Source organism: Methylobacterium sp. 391_Methyba4 (assembly GCF_029691625.1).
Lineage (GTDB): Bacteria > Pseudomonadota > Alphaproteobacteria > Rhizobiales > Beijerinckiaceae > Methylobacterium > Methylobacterium fujisawaense.
Genome location: NZ_CP121475.1, coordinates 3,564,650 through 3,590,433 on the forward strand (window position 1 = coordinate 3,564,650; position 25,784 = coordinate 3,590,433).

Annotated in this window: 17 protein-coding genes and 1 pseudogene; 10 read left to right on the forward strand and 8 right to left on the reverse strand. The window is 65.1% G+C overall.

The window, feature by feature from the left end:
• Positions 1–8 precede the first annotated feature (8 nt).
• Together P9K36_RS16695 and P9K36_RS16700 are read right to left on the reverse strand one after the other, a co-directional pair.
• On the reverse strand, positions 9–1,328 hold the full coding sequence (locus P9K36_RS16695) for a hypothetical protein (protein WP_043388023.1): 1,320 nt from the start codon (positions 1,326–1,328) through the stop codon (positions 9–11).
• A gap of 3,263 nt (positions 1,329–4,591) precedes the next feature.
• Entirely contained in the window at positions 4,592–5,695 is a 1,104-nt protein-coding gene (locus P9K36_RS16700) for an alkene reductase (protein WP_278307294.1), read from the reverse strand.
• A gap of 100 nt (positions 5,696–5,795) precedes the next feature.
• Between P9K36_RS16700 and P9K36_RS16705 the strand changes: the two genes are divergently transcribed.
• The 7 genes from P9K36_RS16705 (at position 5,796) to P9K36_RS16735 (ending at position 12,390) form a co-directional block, all read left to right on the forward strand.
• A complete protein-coding gene (locus P9K36_RS16705; protein ID WP_278305553.1) occupies positions 5,796–6,701 on the forward strand; it encodes a LysR family transcriptional regulator in 906 nt (301 codons plus the stop codon).
• Positions 6,702–6,832: 131 nt separating this feature from the next.
• Positions 6,833–7,405 (forward strand): carboxymuconolactone decarboxylase family protein, encoded by a 573-nt coding sequence (locus P9K36_RS16710; RefSeq protein ID WP_278305554.1) that lies wholly within the window; start codon positions 6,833–6,835, stop codon positions 7,403–7,405.
• Between the two features lie 101 nt (positions 7,406–7,506).
• Positions 7,507–8,181: a peroxiredoxin-like family protein gene (locus P9K36_RS16715; RefSeq protein ID WP_278305555.1), complete on the forward strand. Its 675-nt coding sequence runs from the start codon at positions 7,507–7,509 to the stop codon at positions 8,179–8,181.
• 14 nt (positions 8,182–8,195) lie between these two features.
• A complete protein-coding gene (locus P9K36_RS16720) occupies positions 8,196–8,912 on the forward strand; it encodes an SDR family oxidoreductase (RefSeq protein ID WP_278305556.1) in 717 nt (238 codons plus the stop codon).
• Between the two features lie 27 nt (positions 8,913–8,939).
• Entirely contained in the window at positions 8,940–9,611 is a 672-nt protein-coding gene (locus tag P9K36_RS16725) for an SDR family oxidoreductase (RefSeq protein WP_278305557.1), read from the forward strand.
• A 43-nt stretch (positions 9,612–9,654) separates the two neighbouring features.
• A complete protein-coding gene (locus tag P9K36_RS16730) occupies positions 9,655–10,269 on the forward strand; it encodes a glutathione S-transferase N-terminal domain-containing protein (RefSeq protein WP_278305558.1) in 615 nt (204 codons plus the stop codon).
• A gap of 423 nt (positions 10,270–10,692) precedes the next feature.
• A complete protein-coding gene (locus tag P9K36_RS16735; protein WP_278305559.1) occupies positions 10,693–12,390 on the forward strand; it encodes a methyl-accepting chemotaxis protein in 1,698 nt (565 codons plus the stop codon).
• 204 nt (positions 12,391–12,594) lie between these two features.
• Here the strand turns inward: P9K36_RS16735 and P9K36_RS16740 are convergent, their stop codons facing one another.
• Complete coding sequence (locus P9K36_RS16740) at positions 12,595–12,726, reverse strand: hypothetical protein (protein ID WP_278307336.1); 132 nt, start codon at positions 12,724–12,726, stop codon at positions 12,595–12,597.
• A 146-nt stretch (positions 12,727–12,872) separates the two neighbouring features.
• A pseudogene (locus P9K36_RS16745) lies at positions 12,873–13,064 on the reverse strand (cytochrome b); the annotation flags it as partial.
• Between the two features lie 1,552 nt (positions 13,065–14,616).
• Here P9K36_RS16745 and P9K36_RS16750 point away from each other — a divergent pair.
• Entirely contained in the window at positions 14,617–15,177 is a 561-nt protein-coding gene (locus P9K36_RS16750; protein WP_278305560.1) for a hypothetical protein, read from the forward strand.
• A gap of 221 nt (positions 15,178–15,398) precedes the next feature.
• Positions 15,399–17,888, forward strand: coding sequence for an ATP-binding protein (locus tag P9K36_RS16755; RefSeq protein ID WP_278305561.1), 2,490 nt, complete (start codon positions 15,399–15,401; stop codon positions 17,886–17,888).
• A gap of 30 nt (positions 17,889–17,918) precedes the next feature.
• On the opposite strand, the gene P9K36_RS16760 is transcribed toward P9K36_RS16755, so the two are convergent.
• Genes P9K36_RS16760 through P9K36_RS16775 form a run of 4 tightly spaced genes read right to left on the reverse strand, consistent with a single transcriptional unit; the run spans position 17,919 to position 23,831 of the window.
• The gene (locus tag P9K36_RS16760; RefSeq protein ID WP_278305562.1) at positions 17,919–19,808 is read right to left on the reverse strand and encodes a TniQ family protein; all 1,890 of its coding nucleotides are present in this window, start codon (positions 19,806–19,808) and stop codon (positions 17,919–17,921) included.
• A complete protein-coding gene (locus tag P9K36_RS16765; protein WP_278305563.1) occupies positions 19,805–20,911 on the reverse strand; it encodes a TniB family NTP-binding protein in 1,107 nt (368 codons plus the stop codon). The genes P9K36_RS16760 and P9K36_RS16765 overlap by 4 nt, the downstream gene beginning before the upstream one ends.
• Complete coding sequence (locus P9K36_RS16770) at positions 20,908–23,118, reverse strand: hypothetical protein (RefSeq protein ID WP_278305564.1); 2,211 nt, start codon at positions 23,116–23,118, stop codon at positions 20,908–20,910. Before P9K36_RS16770 ends, P9K36_RS16765 begins: the two co-directional genes overlap by 4 nt.
• Positions 23,115–23,831, reverse strand: a complete 717-nt coding sequence (locus tag P9K36_RS16775) for a hypothetical protein (RefSeq protein WP_206407131.1) — start codon at positions 23,829–23,831, stop codon at positions 23,115–23,117. Before P9K36_RS16775 ends, P9K36_RS16770 begins: the two co-directional genes overlap by 4 nt.
• 1,063 nt (positions 23,832–24,894) lie before the next feature.
• Here P9K36_RS16775 and P9K36_RS16780 point away from each other — a divergent pair.
• Entirely contained in the window at positions 24,895–25,104 is a 210-nt protein-coding gene (locus tag P9K36_RS16780; RefSeq protein WP_043388260.1) for a hypothetical protein, read from the forward strand.
• The last annotated feature ends 680 nt before the right edge of the window (positions 25,105–25,784 follow it).

Below are 25,784 nucleotides of genomic sequence, written 5' to 3' on the forward strand. Positions count from 1 at the left end.
CCTTCGTTTCACTTCCCGGCCAGAGCCGCCGCCCAGATCAGATGGGCGACTTCCGGCCCATCTATGTCGTTGTGAGCCCCCGAGGCACCGTCGCCGTTGCGGATGTATCGGCTGGCCTCGACGTTGTAGATCCGGCCCTGTTCCAGACCGTACGACTCGTTTGCCGGCTTCATCGCGAGCGCGATCGCCTCGGGGTCGAGGCCTTGGGCACCGAACGCACCCAAGGCGCCGTAGCGAGGCGGTTCCCCGGCCGCGAATTCGATCTGATTGGCGACGCCCGCGGCGAGCGGATAGTACCGGCCCACCGCCGTGTCGTAGATGCTGCGGGTCGTCACGATCGGGCCCTTTACGAGCCGGTCGTCGAGCAACCCCCGGAAATATCCTTGACGTCCGACGGCGTCCGGAATCTCTCCGCAATAGGACCAGTGCGAGAGGGCTCCCTGGATCAGAGCGAGCGAGGCGACGCTCTTCGCGCTGGAATCGGCCGTGCCGCGTCCACAGAGCATGCCGGAAACCACGATGCAGCCGAAGCTGTGACCCATCAGGTGTACCCGCGCCGTGGTGCCGGCGCTCGACGACTGAAGCTCGCGTAGAAGCGCGTGCATCCCGCCCTCGCCGACGATCTGGGCCCTCGATTTCATCTTCCAGAACGACAGCTGCCGCAACGGAGCGAGAATCCCGCCGAGACTTCGGGAACCGAATCCGAAACTCTCCTCCTCGAGCGAAGCCTCGAAGTAGACCTGAGGGTCGAACGGTTCGCGATCGCCTCCGGGGGGAGCGGCGACGCCGGACGAGCCCATTTCCGTGAGCAGGCCGTCGATGTCGCGGTAGGCCGAATCGGCATCCGGCGGCAACCGGTCGGCGGCCGGATCGAGCGCCGCTGCGCGGAATACGGTCGCGATCCGTTCCCTCAGTCCCGGACGGTCGCCGAACCTGTCGACGTAGAGTGCGATCGGATCCGCCGAGCCGTCGAACGCTCCGGCGCCTGAACCGAGTTCCTCGTCCCCCCACGGTTGACTCGGCCAGTGGACACCGATGCGGAACGGCTTGAACTTGGGTCTGCGTTCTTCGGCCTCGCTCCGATCCGGACTGCGGTCCATGGCGGCAATCCACCGATCGTATTGATCAAGCGACGCGGGGATGTCGCCCTTCCAGCCGTGACATAGGATGAAGATGTCGGTGGGCCGCTCGGACGCGATATCGTTGAGCACCTTCCGGGAAAACGATCCGTCGGCGGCATCGGGATCGTCCGTCCTCTCGCGCCCTTCTGCATCGAATGCGAGGAGAGCGTAGCGCGTTCCCGCGCCCGCGATCGTCCGGTAGGGCATGGCGTCCCCTCCCCTCCACCCGTCAAGCTTGGCGGTTGCACCGCGACGACACCCGGTCCTGCGACCCCGCGAGGTCCGCGCGCACGTGCGATGCAGGATCGCGGAGCCCGACACAAACGACGGGTTCATGCGGGGGTTCCCCGGTCCGCAGACGAGCGGCCCGACGACGTGGTCTTTCACCCGCCGGAGGGCGGATCCGCGGCGAGAGCCGGTGCTGGCACGCCGACACGATCCCCCGCACGGCGCGCTCGGCCGCCGGACGCCGGCGCAGGGGTCGTACCGTCGCCGGCCGCCATCGTGCCGGCTTCGGCATCGGGCCGTCGCGTGGGCGGAATCGGCTTCCATTCGGATCAACGGGCGTCGGTCGGGTCGAACGGCTTGGACTTACGATCTCGCATCGCTCCGATGGACCGGCCCGGGTACGCATCGCCCGGCCTGCCGAGTTCGCGAACTTCCGGCCCCCCGACAATCCGATCCCCATTTCCCGTCGGCGGGCGCCCCTCAACCCAGAGTCGCGCTCGGAGCGGTGCCGCTTCCCATGATCGAAGGAACGGCCGTCCTCTCCGGTTGCGGCGGCGGATTCCCGGAACGGGGCCGATGATCTCCGCCGCAGCCTTCCGCGTCCTAACCCTTCGAAGGAACGCTCAAATCCATTGCCAGGCGATCGATCGGGCAGCGCGGGGCGGAACGGGAAGGAGTCGGGAAGGAGCGGAGGAAGCCGATCCGCACCGACGCTTCGGCGTTCCCGCTGTGCGGCGACGGTTTCGGGCCACGGGTCTTCTGACCTCCGTTTTCCGGTAGTTCGTCCGCACCCGCCAAGGCGACGAGCATGGCAAGATCCACATCGGCGGAGTACTCACGCACATGCTTCTCGAACCTGCCCGCTGCGAGTCTCGGGTCTCCGCCCTGCCCGATCATCGTGCCGACAGTCTTCGCAACCACTTTGCAGCAGAGCTCTCGGATCCCGGACGGCTGTCCTCTCTGATGATGGCGACGCAACGATCTTTCCGACCTTTCCAGGCCGCCTTCGATGAGAGCCACCGCGCCTTCCATGCCTAGCACGACGAAGTAGGTTTAGGAGCGGCACAGCGCTGTTTGGCCGATTGGTCTCGGATTTGCCGGTCGCTCTTTGGCCGCTCTCGGGTTCCGCCGCCGACGTGCCTCCCCGCGGAAGGTGCACTGGTTTAAAACGGCGCGCGGGCCGAGAAGCTGCCGGTGCAGCCGGACCGCATCCCGGCGGATGTGCCGAGACGCCGACGCTCGCCGCGCACGCGCTCGGCGAGCATGAACAGTCCTCCAGCCGAAAGGCTGGGTTGTGCGCTGGACTCGAAGCCCTTCGGGTCGGACGCGCGCACGGACGCCGCCAAGCTGACGACGCTGGCGGGGGTCTACGCAGCGCAGGACAACGCACACGGGCAACCGGGGATCTGACTGTGGTTGCATGCTCCTTATGTCGGCATGGAACCTGGCCCGCGACGTCGCGTCGAGCTCGGGTAGTCGGTGTTCGGTGGAATTCGGCCGGTGCGGAACGCCGCAAGCCACCGGTTCGCCGCCAAGGCACTCCGCAGCAGTGTCGTCGATGCGGAAGCTGATCCGCCCCCTTGGCCAACGGGTCGGATCGTGACGGATCCGTCCATGGTTGGAACGGCCGTACACAGGAGGCTTTGACGTTTTCGGAGAACCAGGTGATCTGAAGAAGGGTCCCGTCCGGAGACCCGCATGTCGACCATTCATGTCAACCGCCTCGAAGCGCCCACCGGGGTGGCCCGCAGGGTGCTGCGCGAAGCTGCCTTGCGTATTCTCGCCCTGCACGGATGCGACGGCCCACAGACGCCGATGAAGAAACGGGCCGTCCGTTTTCAAGGCTTCTCGATTCAATACTACGTTGCGGAACCAGACTCGATATCGCGGCGTGGAGGGATCCGATGGAACACACCATTCGGGGCCAAAGCGGACGAGTGTCAACACGTCATGGATATCGAGGTCGGCGAGCACTTGCTCGGAATCGGTTGGAGAGGCGATGGACCCATCGTGCACGATCGGTTCGTGCGCGGACCGTGGGAGTTGGAGCTCCTACGCGCGGCAGACATGGCGGACGACATCCCGTGCATGAACCGGGTCGCCCCGGCCGCCCCGGAACGATCGAGTCGAAGAGTCTGGCCGCTCGAGGCAATCGTACGGACCGGCCAGGGCCGCTTGCGCCGTCCGGTTGCATTCGACGTAATCGGATACAAGACCTGCTGGCCTGCGACCGCACCAGCAGGCACGAGTTTTTCCGAACTGGTCGACCTGGTGAAACACTATTACGATGCATCCCGCAGCGCAGATGGGGCGGTCACAAGCGCGACCGGGTTCTCCAGCTTCTCGATACGCGCCCGGTTGGGCGAACGGACTTTCAGACGGAGCGTTCCGATCGGAAGACCGGACCTTCGCTACTGGATAGCTCCTCACGGCGGCGCGAGGGCGGCGGCATCCCTGCTTGTATTGCTCGGTCAAGTCGACCCTATCGCTGGGCCGACCGTAGGCCGCTGCGTATGAGATCCCGCTCGATCGCGTCGCCAAAGGGCCGTTGGCGAGTTCGACAGTTCCGAGGCTGCCTCGATTCGTCGAAGCACATCGACTGGTGTCCTGCTCCTGACGTTTCCGACGGAGGTGTGTCGTCGGGTTCGACGTCGAACGCTCGAAGACGGAAGCGCTCGACGCCGGTCGGAATGGCATCGGCCGACTTCACCCACCGGTACGGCTTCGGATCGGTCTTCGTGGTCGTGATGAAGGCAAGAATGTCCCGCTCCGGCTCCTCGAACGGGCGGTCGACCACGCCCCGGATGGCCCGGGCCGTCGGCAAGCCAGACAAGGCAACGGATGATCGATGACGCTGTCCCTACAATGGAAGGACGCGGTGATCCTGCTGGTCCCGGGCGGCGATACCTACCGCCGACGAGTTCCTGCAGTGGACTGGCCACCCGGCCGGTGTTGCGTGTCATTCGGCCTGCCGCAGCCGCTGATAGTCTACTCGGACGCGACGCCGTGGAAGTTCGATGTCGTCGTCGAGCGGCTGGGGCGATCGGCACCGCGCCGCGGGTCACGCCGGAGCGCTCGGCGCCATGCGTCCGCGTGCCAGGGGCGTCGGTCCGCGGAGGCAGCCGGCCGAGCGACCCCATGACCATCCTGACGATGCGATCCTGCCGCGGCGCCGCCGCCGCGTCGGTCGTCCAGGCGAACCGTCCATACGCCCGACGGCCGGCGCGGTCCCGCTCCCAAGACTAGGCGGCGCGCTGTGCGGTGTAGGGCGGATAGTCGGTGTAACCGCGCCAATCGCCGCCGCAGAAGGTCGAGCGGTCGTAGGGGCTGAGCGGCAGATCTTCGCGCAAGCGGCGCACGAGGTCAGGGTTGGAGATGAACCGCCGTCCGAACGCGACGAGGTCAGCCTCGCCGGCGGCGACGACGGCCTCGGCGCTCGCCTTGTCGAAGCCGCCGGCGGCGACGATCGGTCCTTTGAAGATGCGGCGCAGCTCCTGCGTTGCGACCGGGGGCGCGCCCGCGTCGACCGTGTCGTTGCCGCGGATGCGCGGCTCGACGACGTGCAGATAGGCGAGGCCGAACGCATTCAGCGCCTCGGCGACATGGCCGAAGGTGGCGCTCGGGTCGCTATCCGACATCGCGCCGTATTCGCCGGAGGGGGAGATCCGGACGCCGACGCGGTCGCCGCCCCAGACGGCGGCAGCCGCTTCCGTGATCTCCAGAAGGAATCGGGCACGGTTGGCGATCGGACCGCCATAGGCGTCGGTGCGCTTGTTCGAGCCGTCCTGCAGGAATTGATCGGGCAGGTAGCCGTTGGCGCCGTGGATTTCGACGCCGTCGAAGCCGGCGGCGAGCGCGTAGGCCGCGCCCTGGCGGAAATCGGCGACCACGCCCGCGATCTCGTCCAGTTCCAGCGCGCGCGGAACCGGGTGTGGCTTCGGCCCCGTGGCGGTCACCGCCGTCCCGCCCGCAGGAAGCGCCGAGGGCGCGACCGGCAGCACGCCGCCGGGCTGCAGATCGGGATGCGACTGCCGGCCGACATGCCAAAGCTGGAGGAAGATGCGCCCGCCGCGCGCATGCACCGCCTCGGTGATCGGCCGCCAACCAGCGACCTGCGTCTTAGTGAAGATGCCGGGCGTATGCGCGTAGCCGAAGCCGGTCGGGGAGACGGGCGTGGCCTCGCTGATCAGGAGGCCGCCGGGCGTGGCGCGCTGGGCATAATAGCTCGCCATCAGGGCGGTCGGCACCTCACCTGGCCCCGCGCGCATCCGGGTGAGCGGGGCCATCACGACGCGATGGTCGAGGACGTAAGGTCCGACGCAAGCAGGCGCGAACAGTGGCGACATGACAGGCTCCAACGGTAAAGCGTTGCAGCCCATCTCGGCGGAAAAGGACTGGCCCGGAAGGCGGCCTACTGGCATTCCACCTATTCCCGGAGGATGAGAGATGGACCGGCTGGAGGCGATCAGGTTGTTCGTGCGCGTGGCGGAGAGCGGCAGCTTCTCCGCGGTCGCGCGCGAGGCGAACATCGGCCAGCCGGCGGTGTCGAAGCAGGTGGCCGCTCTGGAACAGCACCTCGGCGCGCAGCTGATGCACCGCACCTCGCGAAGCCTGACGCTGACGGAAGCGGGGCAGGCCTTCTACGAGGCCGGGGTGAAGCTCCTGTCGGATCTCGAGGCGGCCGAGTCACTTGTCGGCGCCGGGCAGAGCCGGCCGTCGGGGCTTTTGCGCGTCAGCCTGTCGGCGGGGTTCGGACGGATGCAGATCGTGCCGCTCATCCCCGCCTTCCATGCGCGCTATCCCGACGTACAGGTGGAGACGTTGGTCTCCGATCGCTTCGTCGACCTGGTCGAGGACGGCGTCGACCTCGCGATCCGCATCGGCGAGCTCGCCGACTCCGCGCTGGTCGCCCGGAAGATTGCGGTCACCCAGCGCGTCACTGTCGCGTCGCCCGCCTATCTCGATGCGCATGGTTCGCCGGCGGGCCCGCACGACCTCGATCGCCACGCCTGCATCGGATTCGTGTTCCAGCGTCAGGTACGCCCCTGGAGCTTCCGCGTTGGCGAGGACCGGGTCGAACACTGGCCGAAGGGGATCCTGCGCACCAACGACGCCGAGCATGTCCGTATGGCCGCTCTCATGGCACTGGGGCTGGCGCAGGCGCCGCGCTGGCTGTTCTCGTCGGACCTCGCGAAGGGTCGGCTCGTCGAGGTGCTCGCCGCCTGGCCCGGCGAGCGGACACCTATCCACGCTCTCCACCCCGACGGGCGCCGCCCGCCCGGCAAGCTGCGCGCCTTCGTGGATTTTCTCGTCGCCGCCTTCGAGCGCGATCCCGAACTCACGCCGCGTTGAAGTCATTCATGCCGAGCTGGAATGGACTCTAGTCCGACGCACGGCGTTATCGCCGTCAGACGAGGGGCTTAGCTAGCGGTCGTGCCGGGCGATGGACGCCCAGCCCCGAGACACCGCCGGAAGGACTCGTCATGACCACGTTCCCCGTCCACACCGCCGAGAGCGCCCCCGACGCCTCGAAGGCGACGCTCGAGGGCGTCAAGAAGGCGTTCGGCTTCGTGCCCAACCTGCAGGCCAACATGGCGACCAGCCCCGAGCTGCTCGCCGGCTACTCCGCGCTGTGGGACCTGTTCTCCAAGACCACGCTGACGCCCACCGAGCAGCAGGTCGTCTACCTGACCTCGAACTACGAGAACGAGTGCCACTACTGCATGGCCGGCCACACCAAGCTGGCGCAGATGGGCAAGATCGCCGACCCGATCGTGCAGGCGATCCGCAACGGGACCGAGATCCCCGACGCGAAATTGGAAGCGCTGCACGTGTTCACGGGCCTGGTGGTGCGCGAGCGCGGCTTCGTCGGCGACGCCGCTGTCGAAGCGTTCCTGGCGGCCGGCTACACGCAGCAGAACGTGCTGGAGGTGGTGCTGGGCGCGGGCACGAAGCTGCTCTCGAACTACACCAACCACATCGTCCACACTCAGCTCGACCCCTTCATGAAGGGCGCCGAGTGGACCAAGCCCGGCTCCAGCCGCGTCGCGGCCTGACCCGTCCCCTGCCAGCCGGCCTCCCGCCCTCGCCGGTTCGACCCCGGCGCCGACCCCGGCTCCCCCTTTCGGGGTCGGCACATTCTTCCCGGAGAACACCCATGTCGCTTCAAGCCCGTCTCGATGCGTTCAAGGCCGACTTCCGCTCCGGTAGGCCGCCGTTCAACGCCCCCGCCTTCGTCCATCCGATCATGGAGCGCGCCTCTGCCGAGCTGATCGCATCGGGCGCGGCCGGACGTGCGCTCACGGTCGGCGACAAGGCCCCTGCGTTCACTCTCGACGACCCCGACGGCGCGCCGGTCTCCTCGACCGAACTCCTGGCCAAAGGCCCGCTGGTGCTGAGCTTCTACCGCGGCGTCTGGTGTCCCTACTGCAACCTCGAGCTCCAGGCGCTCGAAGCGGCGCGGCCCGCCTTCGAGGCCGAGGGCGCGACGCTCGTCGCCGTCTCGCCGCAGAAGCCGGCGAACAGCCGCCGCTCGCAACGCGAGAACAAGCTCGGCTTCCCGATCCTGTCGGATCCCGGCAATCAGGTCGCCCAGGCGTTCGGTCTGAAGTTCGCGCTGCCTGATTACCTCGTCGTTCTCTACAAACAGCTCGGCAACAACCTGCCGCTCGTCAACGGCGACGAGAGCTGGACGCTGCCGATGCCGGGCCGCTTCGCCATCGGGCAGGACGGCCGCGTCGCCTACGCCGAGGTCAATCCCGACTACACGCAGCGTCCGGAGCCCGAAGCGCTGATCCCGGCGCTGCGCGCGGCGCGGCTTCAAGCTGCTTGAAGGGAGCCGGGCCGATGCCGCGCACCATTCTCATCACCGGCGCCACCAAGGGCATCGGCCTCGCGCTTTCCCACCGCCTCGCGGCGACGGGGGAAGCGGTGGTCGGTCTCGCCCGCAATGCCGCGCCCGACTTTCCAGGCAGGGTGGTGGAGGTCGACCTCGCCGATGCCGCAGCGACCCAGGCGGCGCTCGACCGCGTGCTCGCCGACCATGCAATCGATGCGGTGGTCAACAATGTCGGCCTGGTAAGACCGGCGCCGATCGGCGCGGTAGACCTGAGCGACCTCGCCGCTGTGCTCGATCTCAACCTGCGCACCACCGTGCAGACCGCGCAGGCGGCGCTGCCGGGCATGAGGGAGCGGGGCTGGGGGCGGGTCGTCAACATCGCTAGCCTGACCGTGCTCGGCGTGCCCGAGCGTACCGCCTACGCCGCGGCCAAGGCGGGGCTCGTGAGCTTCACCCGCGGGTGGGCGCTGGAACTGGCCGCGACCGGCATCACCGTCAATGCGGTCGCCCCCGGTCCCACCGAGACCGAGCTGTTCCGCGCCGGCAATCCGCCGGGCAGCGGAGGCGAGGCGCGCTACCTCGCCGCGGTGCCGATGCGCCGCTTCGCCAAGCCGGACGAGATCGCGGCCGCCATAGCCTTCCTGCTCTCTGAGGACGCGGCCTTCATCACCGGCCAGACCCTGTTCGTCGACGGCGGCGCCTCGATCGGCAAGGCCGCGATCTGAGCATTGCCCTATGGGAGGACGACAATCATGCAAAGGCTCTCCGGACGACGCGTGGTGGTGACCGACTGCGACGAGCTGATCGGACCAGAGATCGCCGTCGTCTTCCGGGAGGCCGGTGCCGAGGTGCTGGTCGACCGGCGCGATCTCACCGCGCCGCAGGCTGCCGCCGAGCTGATCGCGCAGGCCGGCCACGTCGACGTGCTCGTGGCCAACCTCGCCGCCCCGGCGCTGGGGCGGCTCGCGATCGAGAGCGACGACGCAGAACTGGACCTGATGCTCGATCGCATGGTGCGCCCCCTGCACCGACTCGTGCGCGCGGTTCTACCGCAGATGATCGCGCGGCACTCCGGCAAGATCGTCGTGGTGGGCGCGGGGGCGGCCCTGCGCGGGGTGCCGCGCCGGGCGGTCTATTCTGCCGCGCGCGCGGCCCAGCACGGCTACGTTCGGAGCGTGGCGATGGAAGCCGCCCCCCACAATGTGCAGGTGAACGCCACCGCGCAGACCTTCGTGGAGAACCCGACCTACTTCCCGCCCGCCTACCAGACGACGAGCGAGTTCCAGGAGCGGATGCGGGGCGTGCCGGCAGGCCGGCTCGCCACGGCGCGCGAGGCCGCGACCTTCCTGCTGACGCTCGCCGGCCCGGAGAGCGATTTCCTCGTCGGGCAGGTCTTCCCGTTCACCGGCGGCTGGGTCCACTGACGCAGCCGCTGCTCGCGCCTCTCCTCAAGACGGAACACGGGCCATGATCGACCTCTACGCCTTCGCCACGCCCAATAGCGTCAAGGTTCCCATCCTGCTCGAAGAACTCGGGGTGGACTACGTCTACCATCCCGTCAACATCCGCCAGGGCGAGCAGAAGGCTTCCTGGTTCCAGACGCTCAACCCGAACGGCAAGGTGCCGGTGATCGTCGACAGCGAGGGGCCGGGGGGCGAGCCGCTCACCATCACCGAGTCCGCCGCGATCTTGGTCTACCTAGCCGAGAAGTCCGGTCGGTTTCTGGCGCGCGAGGGCGATGCGCGGGTGCGCGCGTTCGAATGGCTGTTCTTCCACGCCGCCGGACTAGGGCCCGCCTTCGGCCAGTCGGGCTACTTCCAGAAGCTCGCCCCCGAGCCGATCCCCGCCGCCATCGAGCGCTTCCACGGCGAGGCCAGACGGACGCTCAACGTGCTCGACGGTCGCCTGGCCGAAGCCGAGTACCTCGCCGGTACGTACTCGATCGCCGACATCGCCAAATTCGGCTGGGTCTGGCGGCGGGAGTTCGCGAACGTGGATCTAGCCGAAACGCCCCACGTGGAGCGCTGGTATGCTGCGGTCGAAGCTCGCCCTGCAGTGCAGCGCGCTATCGGCAGGCTCTGATCGAGGGTGGAGATCCGAGCGCATCGGACGAGCATGTCGGAATCGTGCCGAAATACCGATTATCCGGCACCCGAGATGGCGACACGGCTCGTTGACGGAAGCAAGGCCGTTTCGAGCGGCGATCGTCGTTTTTCGGAGGCGATGTCAGCCAGAGTGATGCCGCGACTGCGGCGATCGAGTCGGCCGGCCAGAAGCGGTCCTGGCGGACCAGACGCTGGCATAGACCAAACTCTTCGGGCGCATCGCCGGCTCCGAGATCCCCGCGGAGGCCTGCGTACGCGACGGGCAACAATCCCCCGGGGCCGGCATGAAGGCAGGAACTCGACCACTTCACGGGTTGCTAACCCTATCGCGGGCTTAATGGCGCGCCCCACGTGCGGGATCGCGTCGGGCCACCGCCCCGATCCCTAGCCGTCGTGTCCGATGAAGTTCCTCGACAACCTGAGGCTCCTCGCGAAGCTCGCGATACCCTCCCTCGTGCTCGTCGCCGTCTCGGCGGGCATGATCCTCCTTGCCCGGGGCAGCCTGACCCGCCTCGACGCCAATACGCAGGAGATCGTCGACCGCAGTGCCCAGCGCGCGATCCTGTCCCTTCAACTCGCGGTGGCCATCGACGAGGCCACCATCCGTGAGAAGAATCTCATCATCGAGGGTGACGGTCCGAACCGGCAGGTGCTGCGCGGTCAGCACGCCGAGGACGAGCGCGCGGCTCGTGAAGCCGTCGACCACCTGGTGCAGCTGTCGGACACGCCCGAGCGGCGCATCGTCAACGAGAAGCTTAAGGAGCTGGCGGACCGCTTCCTCGCGACCTCGAAGGCCGCGGTCGACATGGTGCTGAGGAACGAAGTGACGGCGGCGACCGCCTTGTCGAACGGCGACGGCAGGGCGGCTCGGCGCGAGGCCGTGGAGGCGACCCGGAAGCGCGTGGACGCGAACGTCGACGCCCTAAAGGAGGAGAAGCGGCAGGCCGCCGAGGTCGCCGCCGCGGCTACGCAAACCCTCACCCTCGTCGCCGTACTTGGCCTGACGGCCGCCTTCGGACTGCTCGGCGCTATCGCCGTGTTCGGGATCACGCGCCCGCTGAACGGCCTAGTCGGCGTCCTGGAGCGGATGGCTCGGGGCGAGACCGACGCCGTCATCCCGGAAGCCGCGCGCGGCGACGAGATCGGCGCGGTCGGCCGTGCGGTCCGGGGCATCAAGGCCATGGTCGCGCAAAAGGCGGCGGAGGAGGCCGAGGTGCAACGAATCGCCGACGAGGCGGCCGCCGCGGAACGGCGGCGTACCATGGTGGAGCTGGCCGACGGCTTCGAACGCGCGGTCGGTGGCATCGTCGGCACGGTCTCGTCCGCCGCCACGGAGCTGCAGGCAACCGCCCGGACCATGTCCTCCGCCGCCGCCGAGACCGCGTCCCAGTCGACGGCCGTCGCCGCCGCGGCCGAGGAGGCGGCCTCGAACGTCACGACGGTCGCTGCGGCCTCCGAGGAACTCGGCTCGTCGGTGCAGGAGATCGGGCGCCAGGTCGCCGGCTCCGCGGACCTCGCCCAAAGGGCCGTGACCGAAGCCGATCGGACGGGCATGTCGGTGCAGGAGCTCAGTGCCGCCGTGTCGCGCATCGGCGACGTGGTCGGGTTGATCCAGAACATCGCGGGCCAGACCAATCTGCTGGCGTTGAACGCCACCATCGAGGCGGCCCGCGCAGGCGAGTCCGGCCGTGGCTTCGCGGTCGTGGCCGCCGAGGTGAAGGAGCTCGCCAATCAGACCGCGCGTGCGACCGAGGAGATCTCCGGGCAGATCGCCGGCATCCAGGCCTCGACAGCGCATGCGGTCTCGGCCATCGGCTCCATCACGGAGCGCATCCGGCAGATCAACGGCGTTGCCACCGCCATCGCGGCAGCCGTCGAGGAGCAGGGCGCGGCGACGCAGGAGATCGTCCGCAACGTCGGCCAGGCTGCGGCGGGCACCGCCGAGGTGACGGGCAACATCGCCGGCGTCGCCGGGACGGCCGAGGAGACGGGCGCGGCGGCGGCCCAGGTGTTGGCCTCCGCCTCCGAGCTGTCGCGCCAGTCCGAGACCCTCTCGGGCGAGGTCGCCCGCTTCCTCGCGACCGTGCGGACGGCCTGACATCGCCGGAATCCACGTCCTGCCGGCGGGAGGTGCCGGCCCGGTCGAGGGCGGCTCCATCCCGATTCGGCAGAGTCCCACGAAGCCGGCGTCGATTTCGATTTGTGGGCCGTGAACATCCGTGCCTGCGGCTTCAGCGTGCTGTCGTGGCGACCGAACGCACTCGCTCATCGAGAGGATCGAGACAACGGCCGACCCCTGGCCTCAGCCCATCCGCGCCGGCACGTCCTCGTGCCGGAGCTCCTGGTGAAGGAAGGCAATACCCGCGTGGCCGTCCACCATCGCGAGCAGCGCGAAGGTGAGCCAACGATGGAACAGGTCGCCGGGGACGACCATCCAGGCGATCCTCTCGTCGCGCCCTCGCATGAGCGGATGCCGTAGGGCCTGAACGGCTTGATCGACCCGTATGGGCGCTTCAGCGGGAGCCCCGGCACGACCATCATCGGCGCGTAGATGAGGAGGTCACCGGCCACGGCAGCCCGTCCCAGGCGTCCCCGAGGCGGTGGGCGGCGCACCAGGTTCGCCAGCCCCCAGGCCCAGCGCAGGACCACGAGTACGAACAGGGTGAAGCCAAGGGTGAAGTGGCTGCCTCCGACGAAACGCGTGAGGACGTTTTCGCCGGTGCCGACATACGGCAGCGCGCCCGCGAACTGCCATGCGAACAGGGTCGCCATAAGCCAGTGGAAGCCGCGGCTGACCCGGCCGTAGCGGCGCGGCGTCTCGAGCCAACCTGCCGCCGGCGTGATTGCCCTTCTTGGCCGACCAGGACGTCGAGCCGGTATTGGTCCGTCCCGGTCTGGTCGGAGACGCGCGCGAATGCGCTGGCGCCGCCGATGAAGAGTTCCGCCGCCTCGTCACCGGTGAGCGGGTAGTGCGTCTCGCCCATCCAATGCACCAAGACGACGCTGCCGCCCGGCTGCAGGCAACTCCGGACCCGATACACCAAGCGCACGACATCACCGGCATCGGGGGCAGTATACGACCTCCGACAGCAGGATCAGGTCGAACCCCTGATCCCCATGGCAGCATCGACCACGACACCGCACGCGGCGGCGAGCAGGACGCGCGCTCGGCCCTGCGCGTGCTCTTCGAGACGAAGCTTTGCTTTCGCGCGCGAGCGCGACGCCCTCCTCGCCTGTAACGGCATCGGCGCCGCAGCCATCGCCTTCGGCTGCGACCACGCGGATGCCAGGGCAAGCGGAACGGTTTCACTTCCCATGACGCGTAGGGGACATCTCGACGGGTGTCCTCAAGGCGCACGACCCGAAACGGCACCTGACTTGGCTCGGCCGCCGTAGAATTAAACCCGCCGAAAAGCGAGATCCGGACCCCGGCCCCGAATTCGGAAGGTGACCGTCGCGACAATCTTCTACATCGGGCCCGGCCAGAGCCGCATCAGGCTTTCCCCGAGCCCTGCCACGATGATCCGGGACTATGCCTAGGGTTAGGCGAACTGCGACGCCCTCGACGGTCTGGGAGCCCGGCCGAAGCCCCGTCGACCGAGATGACCTGACGATCGGTGCGTGCTCTTGCGACCGTCATCAGCATCGCCTCACTGCCGACGACCCGCCGGATCCTGCGCGTGCCATCTGTTCGCGAAGGAAATCGATCGTCTTCGTTTCGATGCCCTGGCCGACATCATCCACGCACCTTTTCGCGCAATCCATGTCCTTCGATGTCGATAGCCTACGTGGCCGCTCCGACCGCGAACAAGGGAGCCCCTTCGAGCGATGCAGTCGGTCTACGGCTTGGAACCCCATCCTCGCAGTGGAACGCTCCGGAACCGAAAACCGCCGAGAAGAGAGTGTGTGGCTGGTACGCCGGATCGAGGCGGAGCGGGAGGCTTCGACGTTGGGGGGATCATCCCCCGCGCTCAGGTGTGCTGATAGCCGAAGTTTGTCGGCGTCGATCCAGCTAAGTCATTGGTCCAGCTAACCCACGAAATCGAGCATGGCGCCGGGTACGTCGGCCACGGGCGTCAATGTTTGTCGGCCGGGCGCATTGGCATCGTCGGGGGCTGAAACCACCGCCTTTCCAGGGTGTTCACTGCGCGGACCAGATGCCTCGGTAGCTCCAAGCCCTTGTTCGTCGGTCGCTGCCTCGCCTACGTCAGCGGGCGAAGCCGGCGTGTGGGAGATGGTGGGGTAGAAACCGAGCGCTCAGGAGCCGCGCACCATGATCTTGCCGCCTAAGATCGCCACGTTGGACCCTCGCCGGGTCCGAGACATGTTCAAGGCCTTCAACGAAGCCGACACCGAGTACGATTTGTCCGGCGCAGCGCCCAAGTTCGTCCTTCGCAGGATGACGCGGACCTACGTGCGCGACGAACTGAACCTGTCCGATGCCAAGGCCGACGAGGTTCATCGTTCGCTGATCGAGGAGGGTTGGATCGACGCCGAGCGCCTGTGCCCGACGCATCAGGGAATGGGCTTGGCAAACCACCTAGACCTCCCCCGCATCTCGCGAGAGGAGGGCTTGGAGCTCGTCGAACGGGTACTCGATTGGGTTGATCGAGCGAACGCTGACGAGAACTCGCGCGTCCGTATTAAGTCCATAGAGCTTTATGGAAGCCTGGAGCGAGGATCGGCGGACATAGGCGACGTCGACATCGTCGTCGCGTTTAACACGATGGACCTCGATGACGGCCCACTGCCGGAGGACATGGATCGTGAAGATGAGTTGGCCGCCGAGCTGACGGCGATCTCGCCCTACATCAGCCCTGCTACCGAGCTCGACAAGCTCGGTATGCCCCATGCGAACTATCGGCAGATCTACCCACGGCCTTGAGATGGCCGAGCCCCAATAAGGCTGTTGGTCGATCAACTGGTCACCGCCGACTGCGGGTGTGCAGGCGTACGGCGTGGCACATGCCAATCGCATGAAGTGCACCTGATTGCACATTGCAGCGTCAGCGTAGGCTTGGCATCCTTGCTCCGTCTTCGCCCTTGAGCAGCTGACGAGGAAGCGAGAGGCGGCGGGCGAAGCGTTGGGCGAGATGCATGGGACACATGACCGATAGCGCCTTCGAGAGGCTTAAGGCGCTGGAGGCCAACATCCGGTCTGCCTTGGCCGAAGGACCGAACGAGAGCGACACGCGTCTGAAGGCGCTCGACCGCATCCTGTTCGAGGTGCTGGGCTGGAAGCACGAGGCGGTGTTCACGGAGCCACCGACCGAATCGGGGTACATCGATTACCTCCTGACGGTCGGCGAGCGCCGCAATGCGCTCATCATCGAAGCCAAGAAAGCGGGCCTGCTCACTCCGGCGACGAAGGCCGACCGCGTGACCGTGGTCAGCCTTGCTGGACCGGTTGTAAAGCCTCTGCTTGCCGGGATGCGGCAAGCGTTGGGCTACGCGGGGGAGAAAGGCGCCCCCATGGCCGTCGTGACCGATGGGGAAACTTGGCTCTTCTTCAAGGGAACGCGAACGGATGGCCGGCCACCTCTTGAGTGCAGGGGCATTCTGTTTCCCAATCTAAACTCGGTGATCGAGGACTTCGGGCTGTTTGCTGAGCTCCTGGGTCCGCTTGCCGTCGTCGAGAGGCGCCACCTTTCTCATCTCGATGAGGCCGAGGGGCGAAAGGTCGGGGATGCCGAGCAGCACTTCTACGTGTTCCCGCCTAGCGAGGCGCGGATGCGCACCCGTGACCCGCTCGCGCATGACGCTTCTCTGCTGTTCTCTCAGTTCTTTTCTCGTCTCTCGGACGACCAAGATCGAGAAATGCTGCGGGACTGTTTCGTTGAGACTGGCGAGAGCCGAAAAGCGGATCTTGAGCTGCAGAAAATAATACAGAAAGTCTTGAACAATATCTCTGCCATTAGCACGGGAAGCGGAGGGGCGCTTCAGGCGGAGCTGGAACGTGCGATGGTCTCGGGCAGATCGGAGACAGTGCTGCTCATCGGCAATAAGGGATCCGGCAAATCGACGTTCGTAGACCGATTCTTTGACCAGATCCTGCCTCTCAGCGTTCGCGAGCGCTGCGTCGTCGCCCGTGTGGACCTCGCCGAGTACCACGGCGATCCTGAGCGCATCGTGTCCTGGGCAATTCTGCAGCTCCGCGACCGCTTGGAGACCGGGGTCTGCGCCAACGACCCGCCGACCTACGATGACCTCCAGGGCATCTTTTTCAAGGAATATAAGCGCTGGACGACCGGAGCGCGAAAGCCTCTCTACGAACGCGACAAGGACGAGTTCAAGATACAGTTCGGAGAACACATGGAGAACCGGCGCGAGACGCAGCCGGACACTTATGTGCGTCTTCTGCTAGACTGGGCGGCGCGCGGCCACGGCAAGCTACCCTGTCTCATCTTTGATAACACCGACCAGTTTCCGGTCGAGGTGCAGGACGCAGTGTACCAACTTGCCCACTCGCTGGAGAGCGCGGCACCGGTGTTCAATATCGTGCCCATCACAGATCGCACCGTGTGGCGCCTGTCCAAGGCAGGGGCGTTGCAGAGCTATGCATCGAAGAGCTTCTACTTGCCCGTTCCGGAGGCCAAAGAGATCATCTCGCGCCGGGTCGCCTTCCTGAAGGGGAAGCTCAAGGCAGAGCCAAAGGCCGCTAAGTCATATTTTTCGCGCAAAGGGTTCCAAGTAGAGGTCAACAACCTTCAGATGCTGGCCGAGGCGGTAGAGAAGGTCTTCGTCGAGAACGACTACGTATCAGGCTTGATCGGACGGTTGGGCAACTTCGATATCCGTCGCATGCTGAAGCTGGCTGAGCGGATCTTCCTGTCACCCGAGGTGAAGATCGACGAAATTATCAAGTCGAAATTCGGAGGGCCGAGCGTCACCACCGACCGGTTCCGAACGCATCGTGCCCTGGTCAAGGGGGAGTACGACCGCTTCACCGAGACTGAGAACGAGTTCATTTCCAATGTGTTCGAAACTAATCCGCAACGGCCGGGCTCGCCAATGCTGGCGTTTTACATTCTCTGGGTGCTACGCCAGCGCTTGAACACCAACCGTGACGACAGCATCGAGGCCGCGCACTGGCTTGTGGCCGACCTATGCGACTATTTCGAGGGGTGCGGCGTTGCGCAGGAATTGGTGCTGCACGCCATACGCCGACTCTACGACCGCCGCCTGATTGAGGCGCTCGACCCGAACCTCAAGCAGGTCGGGATGGCAGACAAGATCACGATCAAGGAGAGCGGAATAGCCCATATTGAACTCGTCCTGTCGTCGACGGTCTATGTTGAGCAGATGGGGCTCACGACCGGCATCAACGACATCTCCGTCAGGGACGATCTCCGTCGGCGTGTGCAAGCTGCCAGCTTCATCGAGCTCCGGGACGTTTTCTTGCGGTACGTGCTCAAAATGGATGCCGCCCGGATCACTATCCCATCGACACCAGCCTATTCGCAACTCGTGGAGGCGCGGCGACACGTGAAAGGCTTGTCCGCCACTGAGCGGCCACCTAGGCGGCGCTTTGAACGAAACGCAGCGCCAGGGCGCGGGTCAAGTGCCAGATCACGCCAAGTACAGGAGCGTCGATGAGAGGGAGGGCTTGCCAGCTCCGCGAATGTCTCATTCAGCCTGAGTACCTGAGTGGCGGTCGGCACTTCGCTGCTTGACACCTATTTCCTTCAAAGCCTTGATCAGCCTGCGCTCGAAGAAAGTCGCGTAGAATTCGTCCTTGGATAGCGCCGGCTCGATCCCGCGATCCTGAAGCAAGCGCGGAACCGAAGGCACCGAAATGCCCAGCAGCCCGGCGACATCTGACATGCGTAGGTACCGGGAACGGAACCGGCCAACCTCTTCCGAGGCGATCACCACGATATCCCTCGGCACGGTAGGATGGCGCTGGACGCTCGCGCGGAGGAAACCTCTGTCGATGAGGACCTTCACGGTACGGGTTGGAACGCCCAGCATCAGCTCGACCTCACGACGGGTGTAGCCTTGCAGTTCAGGGCGCCTCACCCTCCCGCGGATCTCCGCGACGTCGATCAGGATGGAGCGGAGCCCGTTCGCTCCGGCCAGGTGTCCCACCCAGCCAAGGGTCCCGCCGGCGACCAAGCCCACCACGTCCTCCACGCTGCACTGAGCCCGCTTGGAGGCCGCTCGAAGATCGCAGGCGCCCTTCGGCACGACCGCCACTCCCTCAGCCCCAGTGAGGAGCTTGGCCAGAAAGGCCTTGACCTCCGCGGCGGTGAAGCAAGGGCTCGATGTTCCGGTGACCGCCTTGTCCAGCACTTGGAGATGGCCCGCGCGTTGAAGCTGCCGTGCCTGCATCCAGGATATGTCCAGGTCTGAGGCGACGTCAGCTAACGTACGGACCGTCCCTAGCAATCGGAGCAGGTCGGACGCGGCGCAAGCGTCGAATGTGACCTCATGATCAAGAAGTCCCTCGTGCCCCGGTGCAAGGTGCCCGGCGTGATTGAGCGCCCTCCTGAGACGCTTGGCATCAAGCCCGGTCTCATGTGCCGCAGAACGCAGCGAGTGCACCTTGCGATACGGTACTGGCTTGCCGAACATTCGCTCGTTCGGGTTGAAGGATGCCCGCTCGGCGATGCAGCGAACCATTGCGGTTCGTATCGGGTCATAGGCGGGATCCGTCGTCACGTAGTCCAGCCACTCGTAGAAGCGACCAAACCAAGCCATCGGCCCGACGGGCGTGGCCCTATCGCCCGGGTAGGTCGAGATAAGGTTGGCCAGGAATTCATCGAGCGCTGTCGAGTCGGACGAGATCGCGGCAAACCCCTCCGCTCCCGCTGCGGCCCAGTCGCCGGTGCCGAGCGTTTTGAGCCGCGCCTTCCGCCCGAAAATGGCTGCGGCACCGAGCATCTCGCAGGTCCTGGCGGCCGCGTAGAACGGCATCTCGTCCAGCCAGCAGCCAATCGAACGGCCTTCAAGCCGATCCAGGAGGTACGCCTCGAAGGCAGAGGGGGACCTTTGACGAGGTTGCAAACGCGTGCTGCTCCCTCGATCAATCCACGGCGCGACGACGGACGCGAAATCCTGGACGGTGGCCCTGGAGGTGCCTGGCAGGTCGATCAGGGCAACCTCGTGGTCCGGGCAGGTGCGGAGATGCGTGACCGTCCAAGCGGTCCGCCCGTAGGCGGCGAGGAAACCCGGAGTGCGGTTCCGGGTGGTGCGACCGTCCTCGGCGAGACAGGCCGGACAGATGCGGACGTTCGCACCCACGAAGCTCGCGACGACGAGAGCCTGCCCCCGGACGCGGTATCGGTTGCCGTCCCGGGATCGCGCCTCGCAAAGGAGCGGCTCGACCTCGCTCCCCGTGAGCTCGCAGATGCGCCTGATAGAATCGGTTTTCCCGGCGACGAGGCCGTCGTAGGAGATGCCGAGGTCCTTGCAGAGCTCCCGCCCCGAGGCCAAGCCGTTGATGCGGGCCAGCCGGGAGACGAAGCTCGCCGGGGTCTCGCCGGGCGTGTGGGGGAAGCTCGGATCCAGCCTCATCGCAAGACCTTCGCTCGGCGCGCGGCGGGGAACGCATCGCCGGTCGCCTGGAGGATCAGTGTGCAGTCCACCTTCCGCCAGTTCGGCACCACGAACGGGTTGGCGGCGTCCGAGCAGCCCGTACGGGCCCGGTAGGCGAGCTTGAAATGCTCGATGCCGAGCGTGGTCGCCCGCGGCTTGGCGTCGAAGGCCTGTCCGATGGCCTCGTGCGCGATTTGCATCGTCGTCCCGAGCTCGTACAGGGCCGCGTGGATTAGGCGGGGCACGAGCGTGACCTCGATGTCCGCTGAGACGCCCATCCCGGCCACGCCGGCCATGTCGGTGACCGCCGCCGCAGTCATCGCGGCATCCAGCGGCAGCATCAGGGAGCGCAGGCCAACGAATACCGCACGGCGGCGAACCTCACCCTTGGTGTCGGCGTTAGGCGTGCCGTCTTCCTCGGGTTCATTCAGCCCCTCGAAGAAGGGGATCACCTCCGGCAGCCCGGACAGCACGAGCACCACCGGCCATGTCGGCGATACAAGGAACCCCTTCAGAAGGGTCCGGATCTGGATCAACTCGCGCTTGTTGGCGGTCTCAAGCACATTGTGGATTTCGTCGAGGTGCAGAACCACCTTGCCAAGAAATTCGAGCCGATCGCGCACCCGATTCCAGATTGCCGGCACGGGACGTTCGGCCGCCATGGGAAAGCCGAGCACGCGCAGGATCTCAAGGGCCAGCGCCTTTGGGTTGCAAGGCGAGGGCGTCAACACGGAAACCGCTCGGCATCCGGAGGCGGGCACGCCGAACCCGGGGAAGGCGGGATGATCCGAGATCGTGCGTGAGAGCATCGAGCTCTTACCGGCGCCCGTCCTGCCGGTCAGCACCAGCGCGCGTGTCTCGCTTCGATTGCCGGGCCCCAGGTCACGTGAGGCGTCGATTCGCGTGACGAGATCCGCCAGGAGTTTCCTGAAAATCTCGGCGGTCTCGTCGTCCCGGTCCGGCGTCTTCAGGATGCGTGACTTGACCAACTCCATCACGTGGAGGCGCTCACGCTCCGCTGGCGACATGGCATCGAGCAGATCCCGCAGTGCCTCGGGGCCCGAGCCGAAGACGTCGCTCATCGGGTATCCCCATTCCGGCCACTCATGCGCCACGACGGGGCCGGTTCCGGGTCTCCAGGCCGCGTCGGGATTGCTTCGCCGGCATCGTTGCCGGAGCCGGTCACCGGAATGACCCCGTCGAGAAGATCATCTCCGGCGAGCGGTTCAACCTCGTCCCACTCCGGCAGCGAAAAGCCGTAGCCCAGCGCCTCGCGTGCTCGACGCAGAGAATCGGGCGTATCCAATGCATCCGATATTCCGGCTTCGCGCTGGCATTCGCGGGCAATCGCGGAGAAGTCGCGCACGGCCGCGAGCACAATAGGGCGGGACAAGAGCGCCTGATTGGTGAAGCGCGCCCGCAGGTCGACCGCCGTTTCTTCCCAGACGCCAAGCGGAGTGCCACGAAACTCGCTCTTAAGACAGGGGACTGCTACCCAATCCTCGCCAAGCTTGATCGAGACATAACCGATGTCCTCCGGATCAACCCTGGCTTGTACATCGGTGACGCCCTTGTGGGTGAACCACTCGAAGATTTCGCGATTCTGGTACCGCAACCCGAGCAACGTGACGCCTGAATTGTCGAGCGTACAGGTCGTCTCGATGCCGAAGACCGCCCTTTGTGTATGGGTGTCTGGGACCGGAAGACGTCCATTCGTCCGTTGCAGTCGGAGCCACGCGTTGTAAGGCGTCTCGCCGCCCAGGTTGGCGTGAGGCCTATTATGGTAATCGTCCACTACAAAGCGAACGAGGCCGCGCGCGAGGACATCGAGCGGGACGCTCGCGTTCGCCGCAGAATCGTAGTCGCCCTTCTGCACGACGTTGGAGAAGGTCCGACCGGTGAAGTAGCCCGTGAACCGGGTTTCGATCGTTGAGAAGATCCTCTCGACGACACCGCGCAGATGTGGTTTCCCGACCGGTGGATGGCCGAATGTGGCGCCCATTGCCCGTGCGGCGCGCCGAGTTTCCTCGGCGCGGAATGCCGAACCCCAGTCGGTGACGATGGTCCCAATGCCCGTTGACATGAGCCACTTCGACCGCGCGTCGCTATCCTCTGATAGCTGCGACTTGTCGCTGATGATCATACGGACGGTGGCGACGGCCTCTGAGGCGCACGGGGTCTCGACGAGGCGCATGCCAAGGACGCAACGACTGGCCCGATCGATGGCGACGTAAAGCCACCAACGGGCGCGTCCGACAGCCTCACGGGTCTTGGGATCGAGGTGCTTCCACACCCGAGACTTGATCAGCAGCGTTTGCAAGCTGACCTGCCACTCATCCATTTCAATGCGCTCGCCGATCCGCGTGGCAGCTGGTCCATCCTCGACCGCTGCAAACTTCTTGCAGGCTGCGTCCAGCGTGTATCGGCCTGCGTAAACCTCAAAAGCATCGAGGGACTTGATCTCGGCGTACAAGCGCCGCCTGCTCGGCACAGCCAGTGCATTGAGCCCGACGACGGCACGCTCTGCGTTCTTGTCACCGATCAGCGCTTCGAGTTTGTCGTACAGCATGGCGCGAGATGGCCTTGCCTGCGTGGCGAACTTCTGTGCTGTCTCGACTAAGCTCTCGTGTGCCTCGGGCTCCAATCGCGCGGTGCGGTCGCCGCAATTCCTGTACTTGTCGCGCAGCGCTTCGGGAGCCCAGTCGCACTCCTCCATGATCGCCAGCCAACGCTGAAGCGTGCGGTAGGAGGGCGGCTCCCTCAGCACCGTCGCGGTACCCGAGCGGATCTTACGTGGGGTGCCGTCCTTGCGCAGCGGGACCGGCTTACCCTTCTTGCGCTTCTCGTCGGTTCGGCGGACGATCGTGGCGCAGTCGAGCTGATTGACCTCCACGGCGATCTTGGCGATGGCCGCCTTCATGCCGGCGTTCGACCGATCGGCCTCGCCCTTCGACACCATGCGCATGAAGCGGTCGACGTACTCGTTCTTCCAAAGGATCTTGGGCTGTTCGCGTTTGGGGATGTCAGCGAAGTTCTCGACACCGCTGCGCTGCCGCGCCTTGACCTTGCCCTCGTTGAACCAATCCCTGTCGTAATGGTACGCACGTGACCTTTCGATCTGCGCCATCTCGAGATGAGAGAAGGACTCGAACATGCTCGGGTCGTCGACGCGCCGGAGGCGGTGCCCGGCCTCGTTCGTCTCGACGCAGGTGTAAGCCACTGCGCCGTTCCGGATGCGGTCGAACTTGCCGTATGCGATGCGGCCGACGGAAAGCGCCAGAGAGCTCATGAAGTCCCTCCGGCAGCCCGGCGCACAGACATACCTGGATCGATCAGCCCATTCCGGGTCGTTACCAGCGCCCCGCTCCCAATTGCGCGGACGACGGCATAGAAGCCCTGGTCGTGTCCATTGAGGCCCGCAGTTGCAACGATACAATCGATGGTCGTGGTGCCTTTGAGGGTGGCGATGACGGCGCGGACGCGGTCGTCGATCTCCGGATCTGGAAGGCGGCGTGCGTCGTGGATCAGCCTGCTGTTCTGGAATACGGCAGGTGAGATATTCGCGTCGGTCAGGAGGAGGATGCCGCTCGCGAACGCCGGGTCCATCTGCCGGGCGATGTGCTTCAGAAGCCCTTGGAGATCGCGCTTGATCGCGAGCTTCAACGGCTTCACGGCAATGGCGATGCGCTGCCCAGATCGACGGATCATGAGGAAGTCGAAAGTGTGCTTACGCGGCTTTCCCTCGTAATCGAGGTACGAGACCGGATCGGGCTGCTCCTGAATTGACGTGCAATCGGGCCGTGCCATCAGGAGAAAGGCCGCCTTGGCTTCAAGCTCGCTCTCGCAAAGGATTTCGCGGGGATTTTCGGTTGTGACGATGACCGGACGAGCGGAGGTGCGGCTGGGCTTCTCCGACGGGCGACGCGAGGCAATCGAACGCAAGGGCTCGCGCCAGCGGTGAGCCGGTTCTGCTGTGCCAAAGGTTGCTGGGGCGGGCGACACGTCGGATGAACCTTCCGTTTAGGGACGGGTGATTGTTTTCCGGCCTCGAAGGGTTGAATCGCAGACATGCGCGATCGACCCGACGATGCAGGGGCCTCAAACGCTTGCAGTGTCGTGATTGGCCGGTAGAGGCCGGCAGATTTCGATTAGTCGCTCTGGAGGCAAACCTGTGGGATCAGGTTGGCTCACGTGCCCTACGGCGAACGGATGCTCGCGGGCCTTTGAAATTTTGGCCGGACCGACGAGTCGAGGCTTGCACTGTGCTGGTGATTACCAGCGAAGTGCCTTTGAAGTTCGAATTGTGAGCGCCACAGGACGTCGCTTTCCGTCCGATCAATCTCATGGGGCTCAAATGCGGTGGAGAATGCGCGCATGTAACTCGCCTCCTGGGCGAGGAACGCGCAGCATTTCAGCCGTCGACACAATGCGCTTGCGGCCGATGTCGGTCGCAGGCATTATGCAGGCACGAACGCTGCGAGATTCCTTGAGAATCTGGTGGTTTCGGTTTTCTGGCCGCCCGACGTCGCTGCCAGGCTTTGCGGACGGCCAGTGGAACGGAGGCGCTCGAGACATCTCGGGCGCCTTTTCCATATATGCTCAGTTCACGCCATCGAGTGCTCTCCGCTTCGTGGCTGGTAAGCTCAGTGTCGACGTCTTGGTAAAGACCGCGACCTTGGCCCCAATCCGATTCGCTTAATCGTTCATACAAAGGAACGAGAAACGCAACAGCTTATTGCTTGCGTCTGCAGCTATAGCGCACTCGGCAGACCATCGTCATCTTGGTCGGCTGCCACATAAGTGTGTCGAAGTCAACGGTTTCACAAAAATAAATATGTCGAGTCGACCATAAGGAACGGATTTTCGAGCTGGTCGAACATTATTCCTTTGTACCGAAGGATCAAAACATCAAATTTCGTGTTTCATTCCTTCAGATGTGGTTTCGTCAGTGGGCTGAGTGCACCCGTGAGCATTCCTTCGACATCTGTTAGGATGTCGCGTGAGTGTCGAGTGCGCGGGTACAGGGGACCGATTTTTCGGCCGATAAAATTGTTCGGTTTCGGGGGTGATTCGCCTCGTACAGAGGACGCTTGAACCGGCACTTCGGGTGCAGTTTTCTGGCGCGACGCGAATCACTCGGGCGCCGAACTTCAGCCTGGGCTTTCCCTTAACGGCCGTCGTCCAGCACGGGCGCCTGGTCCGCTTTAACTTTGGCGAGAAGACCGCCGATATGCTCGAAGCTATTTTGCGGCCGCCGGTTGCCATCGCGATCTGAAAGGCTGTTCAGACGGATTATTGTGTCAGGGCATAGCATCAATCCCAAGTCCAAAATCGAAAGCCCAAGGCATACAAGCGCCAGGATAGTATCGATCGGATCGGCTGAGGAATTCTGGATACAATTCGTTAGTTGGGATATGGGCAATCCACTGGGGTGTGCAGCCAGCCGCTCGAGAACGCGCAGCCTGTTACTGGGCGAAATTGGTGTTCGCCTGGTTGACCAGATGGCTCTAGCGTTAGACAGTGACGGTTCGGATAAAACGACGGACCGTTTCACAAATAGATGACTGTCTAAGAATTGAAGCTGGTTGAAATCTTCATCGCGCATGGCAGTCAATTGAAAAATCTCTCCGCCGCAATCTATGAAGAGATTTAAGCCGCCGTTAGGCCATTTGGTGCTGCAAGGACTTATTCCCGTCACGTATGGATTAAGAGTTAGTTGTATCAAGAGATCGTGGTGCCACCGCGCAGGATATAAGATCGGCGCTGATGTTTTGAAGGATCGAAATCCCGGCATCTGACCGGTATTTTTTGTCGTTTTAATGTATGGTCGGTCTGACAAATATGCTGATGACATGTCATTGACCCTCGAATGCAGCATCGGGTGTGCGACAAGATCGCTGGAAGCGCAATCCGGTACTCTGCAGTCGTCAGCCGTTTGGAATATCCCTCTATCAA